Genomic DNA, 11,024 nt, shown 5'->3' on the forward strand with positions numbered 1-11,024 from the left:
CCACAGATACAATTTATATTTTCTTTTTTTAAATCTGATATTATCTCTTTTATTTGATCATTTATAAATCTATTCATTTTCAAAAATGCTTCATCAGTATATCCTGAAGCTAAAAATTTTTCAGTAAGCCTAAGTGCACCTATATTTACACTCTTACTCTTCTTTATTCCATCTACATTTCCAAATATAAATTCAGTAGAACCTCCACCTATATCTAAAACAAGAATATCATCTTTTTTGTTTATACCATTTATAACTCCAAGAAATCCAAGTTCTGCTTCTTTTGAACCTTCTATAACTTCTACATCTATATTCGCTTCTTCTTTCGCTCTTTTTAAAAATTCTTCTTTATTTTTACTATCTCTAATAGCAGATGTTCCTAAACAATATATTTTTTCACATTTACATTCTATACATTTTTCTCTGTATTCTTTTAAAGCATTAATATTTCTATCCATAGCTTCTAATGTTATATATCCATTTTTATCTACACCTTGTCCTATTCTAGTAGTATTTACATATTTTTTTCTATTAATCAAATTATTTTCTACTATATCTGCAATAAGAAGTCTCATTGAATTTGTTCCTATATCTATAACACCTAATTTCAAATTATTTACTCCTTTGCTGTATATTAGTTTATTTGTTCATAAAGTTCTTTTGCATCATTTTTTAAAACGTGTTCTCTTATTTCATTTACTCTAAATTTCATTACTTTTTCGCCAAATGTTATTTCAAGTTCATCTCCTACATTTACCTCTGTAGATGATTTCGCTATTTTACCATTTATTTTTACAATTCCTTTATCACAGGCTTCTTTTGCAACTGTTCTTCTTTTTATTATTCTAGAAACTTTAAGAAATTTATCTAATCTCATATTATCAATTCCTTTCTTATTTTAAATAATTTTATATACACAAAAAGTGCAGCAAAGCTGCACTTTTTATCATAATAGTTAATTATTAAGCATTAACTTTATCTTTTAATCCTTTTCCAGCTTTAAATACTGGAGCTTTAGAAGCTGGTATTTCTATTACTTGTTCTGGATCTCTTGGGTTTCTTCCCTGTCTTGCGGCTCTATCTCTAGTTTCGAAAGTTCCGAATCCTACTAACTGTACTTTTTCTCCTGAAACTAATGCTTCTTCAACAGATTCCATAAAAGCATTTAATGCTGCTTCTGCTTCCTTTTTAGTTAATTCACTTTTTTCTGCAATTTTTGATACTAATTCAGCTTTATTCACAGTATCTACCTCCTAATTTTATTTATATTTATCGTTATCCTAGACATAAGTAATATCAATCTAGGGTTCAGATTTGTTACCTATATTTAAAGGCTATTATTATATAATAACGTAGCTATATAGTAATTGCAATAGCTTTACGTTTTTATCACAAAATACAAAATTATAATATCATATTTTTATTATAATTTATACTATTTTTCTAATTTCTTTGACTCATTCCAAAATTCGTCCATTTCTTCAAGAGACATTTCATCAAAATTTTTATCCATATCAATTATTTTACTTTCAACATATCCAAATCTATTTATAAATTTATCTATTGTAGAATTTAATGCCTCTGTTGTATCTACTTTCAAGAATCTCGCAAGATTTACAATTGAGAATAATAAATCTCCCACTTCTTCCTTTATGTATTGTATCTTTATTCTATGGTATTCGTCAAGCAGTTCTGTATTTTCTTCTTTAATTTTTTCTAAAATAATATCTGAGTTGTTAATTTTCATTATTTCATCGTATTTTTCAGGATATTTTTCTTGTAAAAATTTAGTAAAATCCATATTATATGCGTCTTTTACTTCTGTATACTCTTCTTCTACTTTTAAAAATACATCGTTTATATTATCCCAATCAAATCCAACTAAAGCTGCTTTATGTTGTACTTTTTCTGCCTTCATAAGAGCTGGAAGATATATAGGTATTCTTTTTATTCCCTCTGTTATAGTACTTTCATCTTTTTCTTTTTTCTTTATCTCTTCCCAAGTTTTCTCAAACTCTTCTCTATTTATATCGGCATCTCCAAATATATGAGGATGTCTATTTATAAGTTTTGTGCATATTCCATCTGAAACCTCATTTAAGTCGAACCAACCTTCTTCTTTTCCTATTTGACAATGGAAAATAACCTGAAGAAGTACATCTCCTAATTCTTCTATCATTTCATCTATATCATCGTTTTCTATAGCATTATAAAGTTCATATGCTTCTTCTATGACAGAATTTTTTAATGATTCATGAGTTTGTTTTTTATCCCAATCACAACCTTCTGGAGATCTTAAAGTTTTCATTATAAGTTCTAAATCATGCACTGTACTATATTTTTTACTTTCTGATTTTGGAATATAAAGACTTGTTAGATAATCAAATTCATTTTCAGACCAATCTAATTCACAAAGTCTTATTTTTTTAATAAATTCTTCTCCTTTTATTCCAGCACCTCTTACTATATAAACTTCTTGTTCATCATCATATCTTTCCATAAGATATAATTTAACTTCAGATGCAATAAATTCATCATACACTTGAGTTATTATTAAATTTATATCTGTATCTATATAAGAAGTTTTCATTTCAAATGCATCTACTAATCTAAATCCATTAGAAGGATCAAAAGACAAAGCTTCAAACATAGCATCCACAAAACTCATAGATGCTATTACTTCTACATCTATATTATTTTCTTTTGCTAAATTTTCTATCATTCCAACTGTTCTTTCTGCTACTCTTGGATGTCCTGGAATAGCATAAACAACATCTTCTTTTTTCGCCTTTTCTATTATAAATTCAGATATATTTTTATAAACATCATCAAAGCTATCATTTTCTTCATAAAAATAATCTAAACTTTCAAAATCTGTTATTTCTCTAAGTTTATCTATAACAGGATGTTTTTCTGTTCTCAAATATACGTATTTTGAATTTCTAAGTGCTTCTATAGCACCATAACTGACTAGAGATATATCTCCTGGTCCTAATCCTACTATACTTATCATTTATTATCACCTTTTTATTTTATAAGTCTTACTTTTTTTAATATAGAATATATTTTTTCACCTTTTGGCATTGTTATTATTTCTTCTTTAGTAATTCCTCCGATACCTAAAAGAACCACAACATACACTATTCCACCAACTATTATAGATATTAATGTAGTTATTGTATTTCCAAGTATTGGATTTATTAAATAATATGCTAATTTAACAGCTATAAACATTGATATAACTGTTGTTAAAGGTTTTATTATAAATTCTTTTTTAGAGAATTTTACACCCATTGATTTTTTTACATAAGCTATATTTATTATAGCTGCTACTGTATAAGCCATAACTGTACCCATAGCTGAGCCCAATACATTTATTGAAGGTATTGCTGTTAATGTATAACTTATAGTTATTTTAAATGCCATACCAAATATTAATGCAATTACTGGAACTATAGCTTTTCCCATACCTTGAAGTATTCCTGTTAAAGTCTGTATTAAACCAAGGAATATTACACAAGGTGTTAGTGTAAATAGTATAACTCCTACACTTGATGGTTCTGCTGGATATAATAATTTCATTATAGGGCCTGCAAGTGATGCCATACCAAATGCACAAGGTAGTACTATTATTAGTGTGACTTTTACAGCACTTAATGTATCTTTTCTAGCTTTATCTTTATTTCCAAGTGCATATGCTTGAGATATAGATGGAACTAAACTCATACTCATAGCAGTTGTTATAACAGCTGGTAAGTTTATTATAGACATAGCCATTCCTGTAAGCTGACCAAACATAGAATTTGCTTCTTTCAGTGAGTAGCCTGCAACCATTAATCTTCTTATAACTATACCATTATCCACCATATTTACAAGTGGCATAACAGAAGCACCTATTGTTATTGGAATTGCAACTGCAAGTAAATTTTCAAATATTCTACCAAAACTTTCTTCATCAAATATTTTACTATTTTTTAATTTTTCTTTTCTATCTTTTGCTCCTCTAGCAAATGCTGCAATAAGATATATTATAGATGCTAAAGCCCCTATAGCTGCACCTGATATAGCACCAGCTGCTCCCATAGTTGGTCCAGCAGATTTCATAAGCATATATGCTAATCCTAAACCAAGAACAACTCTAAATAACTGTTCTACTATTTGTGAAATAGCAATTTTGGTCATATCCTTCTGTCCTTGGAAATATCCTCTATATGCTGACATAAGAGGTACTATTATAAGTGCTGGAGCAATTGCTTTCATTGAATAAACTGCTTCAGGATTTTTTATAAACTTAGTTACTATCCATTCTGCTCCAAAGAAGAATATACAAAATGATATTAAACCTGTTATGAAAAGTACTTTACTAGATACTTTAAATACCTTATCAGCTCCTCTTTCATCTCCTATAGCTAGTTTTTCAGAAACTAATTTTGCAACTGCTGTCGGAAAACCTGCTGTAGCTAATGTTAAAAATAATGTATATACTGGATAAGCTGACTGATAATAACCCATCCCTGTTGAACCTATCATATTCCCTAGTGGTATTCTGAAAAATGCACCGATTATTTTTACGGCAACACCTGCAATACCCAAAATAAGTGCTCCCTTTAAAAAGGAGTCTTTGGTCTTATCTTTACTCATATCTTTCCTCCATTTTTAATTTTTATAACAGACTTTACTATACCATATTTTTAGCTATTTATTCAAGTTTATGCTATTAATTTCTTTGATTTTCTAACGTTTTCAGACTTTTCTAGATTATTTAGTACAAAAAATAAACTACCTTTTATAATGAAATTTTGTAAAAGGTAGTTTAAAATTATAATTTATTTTTTTTCTAAAAATTCTGCTGAATCTATTACTTTATCATCTTTTTCTATCTTAGCTTGTTTCTGAAGTGCTTCGATTTGTTTTGCATACTTGTCTTTTAGTAATTCTTCTTTTATCCCTTCTTTAGCTGAATCAAAACTTGTTGTATCTTTTATTCTATCTGTTACTTTTATTATATGGTATCCAAAATCTGTTTTTACAAGATTTGATATTTCTCCAGGATTCATAGAAAATGCTGCTTCTTCAAATTCTTTAACCATTACTCCCTTTCCAAACGGACTTCCAAGAGCACCGCCATTTGCTGCACTACCTGGATCTTGAGAATATTTTTTAGCAAGTTCTGCAAAATCTCCTCCATTTTTTACTTCTTTTAAAATCTTTTCAGCTTTTTTCTTTGCTTTTTCTTGTTCTTTTTTAGGAAGTTCCTTATTATTGTCATCTGTAGTTTTTATAAGTATATGAGATGCTTCAACTTCATCTTTTTTATACTCATTTATATGTTTATCATAATAATTTTTCATTTCTTCATCTGAAATTTTACTTTCTTTATAGAACTTATCTTGTGATTTCTGTATTAATAAGCTAAGTCTTGCTTGTTCTTTTAGAAAATCATCTGTTATTCCCAATTTTTTAGCTGATTCTTTCATTTCTTCATCTGAGTTTATATAAGTTTTTAAATCATTAAATGATGATTGTACTTCTTTATTTGTTAGTTTTATACCTTCTTTTTCAGCATTTTGAGCTAATAATTCAGTATTTATCATCTGATTTAATACTATCATTTTATACTTATCTATATAAGTTTCTCCATTTTTATCTTTTTCTTTCCACCGAGAATCTCCACCTATAGTAGATTCAACAGATGCTTTATTCATTTTTAGCATAAATTCATATTCACCTAAAGTAATTTTATGTCCATTGACAGCTGCAACAGTTTCATTTAAATCTTTATTTTTACAAGCTACTAAAGATAAACTCATAATAGCTGCAAGCATTATTGTAACTAATTTTTTCAAATTAACACCCCTTTTCATTTAATACAATTTATTATATATTAACATGTACTTGTATTTATTTCCACTTATCTTTATTTAATAGTGTTTTTATTCTCTTCTTCTTTTTTTAAATAAAGTTCAAGAACATTTTTTATCTCCTCAACCATCTTATATCCTACTTTAGATTTTAACCTATATTCTGAATATGGTTTCATATATACTGTATTATTTATTTGTCTTATTTTTTCTATTTTTAATCTTTTACAAAGAGATTTTATATATGCTATAGTAAGTAAACTTTGAGTTGATTTTGGTATATCAGAAAATCTATCTTCAAGTTCTTCTTGTATATCATACATATCCTCTTTACTATCAATTGATGCAATTTTTTTGTACATTTCTATCTTAGCCATTTCGTCCTCTATATATCTATCTGGAATATATGCATCCACTGCTAAATCAATTTCAACATCTATTTCTTCAATTTCAGGTTCTCCCTTTATTTTTCTAATGGCTTCATTTAACATTTTTACATACAATTCATACCCAATTACTGCCATATGTCCATGCTGTTGTGCTCCTAATACATCTCCAGCACCTCTAATTTCAAGATCTCTCATAGCAATTTTAAATCCAGATCCAAACTCAGTAAATTCTTTTATTACTTTTAATCTTTTTTCAGCTATTTCACTTAAATTTTTATTTCTTTCGTACATTAAAAATGCATATCCCTGTCTAGTACTTCTACCAACTCTACCTCTAAGCTGATAAAGTTGAGCAAGTCCCATATTGTCTGCATCATATATTATCATTGTATTTGCATTTGCAATATCCATTCCTGTTTCTATTATAGTTGTACAAACAAGAACATCTATTTCTTTTTGCATAAAAGATATTATAATATCTTCCAAAACTTTTGAACTCATTCTTCCATGTGCTACTGCAACTCTAGCATCTGGAACAAGCTTTCTAACTCTATCTGCTATTGATTCTATTCCTTCTACTCTATTATAAACAAAAAATACTTGACCTCCTCTAGAAATTTCTTTTTCAACTTCATCTTGAATTATACTATCTCTTGCTTCCGTAACATATGTTACTACAGGATGTCTCTCTTGAGGTGGTTCTTCTATTACAGTCATATCTCTTATACCAGATAAAGACATATGTAAGGTTCTAGGAATCGGCGTTGCTGAAAGAGTTAATACATCTACTGTATTTTTGACTTTTTTTAGACTTTCTTTATGTTTCACACCAAATCTTTGCTCTTCATCTATTACAACTAATCCTAACTTAGGAAGCTCTATATCTTTAGATATTATCCTATGTGTTCCTATAAGAACATCTACCATACCTTTTTTTGCATCTTCTATTATTTGTTTTTGTTGTTTTGCTGTTTTAAATCTACTCAAAACTTCCACTCTTATTGGATAATCTTCAAATCTTTCTTTAAAATTATTATAGTGTTGCTGAGCAAGTATAGTTGTTGGAACTAATATCGCCACTTGTTTTCCATCCATACAAGCTTTAAACGTTGCTCTTATAGCAACCTCTGTTTTTCCATATCCAACATCTCCACAAATAAGTCTATCCATCACTCTAGATGATTCCATATCTCTTTTTGTATCTTTTATAGCTTTAAGTTGATCATCTGTTTCCTGATATGGAAATTTATCTTCAAATTCTTTTTGCCAAACTGTATCCTTTGAAAATTTATACCCTTTTACTTTCTCTCTTTTTGCATATAACTGAATAAGTTCTTCAGTCATATCTTCTATTTCTTTTCTGACTTTAGCTTTTGCTTTTGTCCACTCTTGTGTTCCAAGTCTGCTTAATTTTACTTTTTCAGCGTCTGCACCTATATATTTCTGTACCTTATCCATTTGGTCTATTGGAACATAAAGATTATCCCCGTCTTTATAAACTATTTTCATATAATCTTTTTTAATATTATTTACAGTTATCTGTTCAATTCCTGTATATCTACCTATACCACTATTTTCGTGAACAACATAATCTCCAACATTTAAATCTAAAAAAGAATCTATCTTTTGTGCATTTTCATTTTTCTTTTTCTTTCTTTTTTGTTTTAATCCACTTCTTTGGACACCTATCATTTCTTTATCAGTTATCACTGTAAATTTTATATCTCTATATTGGAATCCTTCGCTTATCGGAGCTTCAATTATAAATAATTGCGAAGATTTTATTTCTACATCTCTTTTTTTTATGATAGATGCTTCTATATTATGTTCCGTTAAGGACTCTTTTAATTTTTTAGATCTTTCTAAGCTATTTGTAGCTAGAATTATTTTATGACCAGAATATTTTAATCTTTCCAATTCATCTACAAGTATATCTATTTTCCCATTAAATGAAGGTATTTCCCTACTATCAAAATTCATTATTTCCTTTATATTAAATCCTTTTACTGCCTTTGGTAATAATGAATTTATAATTATATTTCTATTTCCCATATAATATTCTAAATCAATATAATTATATACTAATTTTCCCTGAGATTTTAGAGCTGTACCTCTTTCTAAATTCATCTTATAACTATCTTTAAATTCTTCAGAAAAATTATCGCATCTTTCCTTCATTCTCGATATATCATTTATAAATATCAAAGCATCTTTATTCAAGTAGCTAAATAAACTTTTTTCATCTTCTGGATAAAAATAATCTATATAGTTTTCTACACCATCAAAATATTCTCCCATAGATACTTTTTCTATAACTGCTTCTATATCATCACTGGATACACTTGGTCTATCTTTTTTCATTCTTTCAACTGTTTTATCTAACTCTTTTGGATATATAAATTCTCTAGATGGTGTTAATATAAATGACTTCATCTTATCTATTGATTTTTGAGAAAATACATCAAATGTTCTTATAGAATCTATCTCATCATCAAACAACTCAATTCTCACAGGATTTTTATATTCAAGTGAGAATACATCTATAATACCACCTCTAACACTAAACTGACCAAAGCCTTCTACTTTAGAGACTCTTTCATATCCTAAAGACACTAACATTTCTGTAAAACTATCTATATCTATAATATCTCCAACTTTGTATTTAAAAGTATTTTTTAATAAGATTTCTTTTGGTAAATATTTTCTAAGTACTGCATCAGCAGTTGTAACTAGTATTAATTTTTCTTTTTTCGCTAATTTTAAAAGTGTTTTTATTCTATTTGCTTCTTGTTTTCTATCTTTTGCATCTAAATAGTAAAATCTTATTTCATCAGAAGTAAGCATTTCTACTTTATCTTTAACATAAAACTTTAAATCTTCATAAATTTTTCTCGCCTCGTATTCAGTCGATGCTATAAAAACAATTTGTCTTGAAAGGTCTTTAAATAAGGAAGATGATAAATGAGATTTTTGTGACTGATTCAATCCATTTACTAATAAACATCTTCCTTCTAAATTAAGTCTTTCTTTAAGTTTTATATATTCTTTTGAATTCTGAAGCGGATTAAAAAATACATCTCCCATTTTTATCCCCTCTATTCTAATATATTGATATATACTTATAATAATTATCCATTGTATTTATTCATAGATTTATCTATATCTTCTCTTATTATCGCATCTACAGCATTTTTTGCTTTTTCAAAACCTGCATTCATATCATCTTCTTTATCTTTTGGAACTCTAGATAACACAAAATCTGCTAAGTCCCTTCCTTTTTCTGGTTTATCTACTCCAACTCGAACTCTAGGAAAATCTTTTGTTCCTAAACACTGTATTATTGATTTCATTCCATTGTGTGTTCCTGGACTACCTTTTTTTCTTATTCTAAGTTTTCCTATTTCTAAATCTATATCATCATAAATAACTATTAACTTATCTAGTTCTGGTTTCTGAACCTCCCACGACTAAAGTTGTAGGGTTCTAAAAGTTTAAAACTTTATTTAAGAAGTTTGATTGCTACGCAACCCTTATTCTTATCGGTGTGTCCAGCTCACCTCTATTGTATAGGACATCTAAGTCCACAACTTTACTTTTACTTAATATATTTAACGCCCCGTTTACATCTGCATTTAACAATTTCCCTTCTTTTGTTTGATATAATCCTCTTTTTATTCTTTTTCCACTAAATTTATATTCTTTAGGATTGTCATCATTATATACAGGGATATTATCCTTATCGAAGAAACTTGCCTTTGATGTATAGCTTTCTTCTTGTTTAACAAAGTTTATTCCATATAATTTACAAAGATATTCTATTTTTTCTCGAAGCACACCAAAAGGTATATTTACAAAAGTTTGATTATTCTTTTTACCTAATTTGGAACTTCTTTGAAATATTTCATTATACCCACATACAACATTTCCTATACTATTTTCCAAGCAGTAGTTTATTATCATTCTAGCTGTTTTATTCATATAGTCATTAACTCTATTATTTCTTTTTTGAGTATTTTTTAATTGTCTATTTGTGTATCTAATTTTATATCCTTGTTTATCTTTTATACTTTGTAAACGTGCATTTTCTTTGTTATACCATTGATTTATAGATTTTAATTTTCTTCCATCTACGATAAAAGACTTTCCTGTTGATGTAACACAAGTTGCAAGATTATTTATTCCAAAATCTATCGCTAGTGCTTTATTTTTATCGACATTACTTTGAATTTCTTCTACTTCGTAAATATATTGAATTTCAAAGAACCTAGCTTTTGACTTTGGTATAATTCTTATCTCTTTTATCTTTTTATCAACTAGTTTAGGTGGAATATTTATCTCAATACTTTTGTGTTCTTTCTTAAAAGTATTTGAATATGGAATAACTAATTTATTCCCCTTTATTCTAACAAAACCTATGACCAATGTTGTAAAACCATCTTTAGGAAGATATTTAGGAAGTTTTATATCTTTAAAACTGTATTTACCTTTCTTTGCTAATTTAAGTAGTCCAAAGAAAGATTTAAAAGATCCATCTACTTCTTTTAAAATCTGTTGTGCCATATTTGAGTTTAACATTTTATAGTTAGGACTATTTTTTAGTAACGCATAATTCTTTTGATAATTTAAATATTCACCTTCCATAAAATAGTACTGTCTAATATTATAGATTGCTTCATTTGCTAAATTCTTAGCTATATGTGACAACAATTTTAAATTTTTGTAATCTTCCTTAGTTAATTGTTTTATTTGTTGTTTCATCGTTAAATACATTATA

General features: G+C 27.7%; 8 protein-coding genes and 1 pseudogene. All 9 read right to left on the reverse strand.

The genetic code is table 11. The annotated features are described in order from the left end of the window. Positions 1–611: Ppx/GppA phosphatase family protein (locus Q1J78_RS05855; RefSeq protein WP_300277870.1), on the reverse strand; the 611-nt coding region annotated here is incomplete at its 3' end. Positions 612–634: 23 nt separating this feature from the next. Next, positions 635–877, reverse strand: a complete 243-nt coding sequence (locus Q1J78_RS05860) for an RNA-binding S4 domain-containing protein (protein ID WP_300277873.1) — start codon at positions 875–877, stop codon at positions 635–637. Positions 878–962: 85 nt separating this feature from the next. Beyond that, entirely contained in the window at positions 963–1,241 is a 279-nt protein-coding gene (locus Q1J78_RS05865; protein ID WP_300277875.1) for a non-specific DNA-binding protein Hbs, read from the reverse strand. Between the two features lie 194 nt (positions 1,242–1,435). After that, entirely contained in the window at positions 1,436–3,013 is a 1,578-nt protein-coding gene (gene mazG, locus Q1J78_RS05870) for a nucleoside triphosphate pyrophosphohydrolase (protein ID WP_300277878.1), read from the reverse strand. A gap of 14 nt (positions 3,014–3,027) precedes the next feature. Continuing rightward, positions 3,028–4,641 carry a putative polysaccharide biosynthesis protein gene (locus tag Q1J78_RS05875; RefSeq protein ID WP_300277880.1) on the reverse strand — a complete coding sequence of 538 codons (1,614 nt, stop codon included), beginning with the start codon at positions 4,639–4,641 and terminating at the stop codon, positions 3,028–3,030. 185 nt (positions 4,642–4,826) lie between these two features. Then, on the reverse strand, positions 4,827–5,846 hold the full coding sequence (locus tag Q1J78_RS05880) for a peptidylprolyl isomerase (RefSeq protein ID WP_300277883.1): 1,020 nt from the start codon (positions 5,844–5,846) through the stop codon (positions 4,827–4,829). Between the two features lie 71 nt (positions 5,847–5,917). Continuing rightward, positions 5,918–9,334, reverse strand: a complete 3,417-nt coding sequence (mfd, locus tag Q1J78_RS05885; RefSeq protein WP_300277886.1) for a transcription-repair coupling factor — start codon at positions 9,332–9,334, stop codon at positions 5,918–5,920. Between the two features lie 44 nt (positions 9,335–9,378). Then, positions 9,379–9,678, reverse strand: a pseudogene (locus Q1J78_RS05890) (aminoacyl-tRNA hydrolase); the annotation flags it as partial. A 91-nt stretch (positions 9,679–9,769) separates the two neighbouring features. Continuing rightward, positions 9,770–11,024, reverse strand: a 1,255-nt coding sequence (locus tag Q1J78_RS05895; RefSeq protein WP_330683278.1) for an RNA-guided endonuclease InsQ/TnpB family protein, incomplete at its 5' end; no start/stop codon positions are given.

Source organism: Peptacetobacter sp. (assembly GCF_029264495.1).
GTDB lineage: Bacteria > Bacillota > Clostridia > Peptostreptococcales > Peptostreptococcaceae > Peptacetobacter.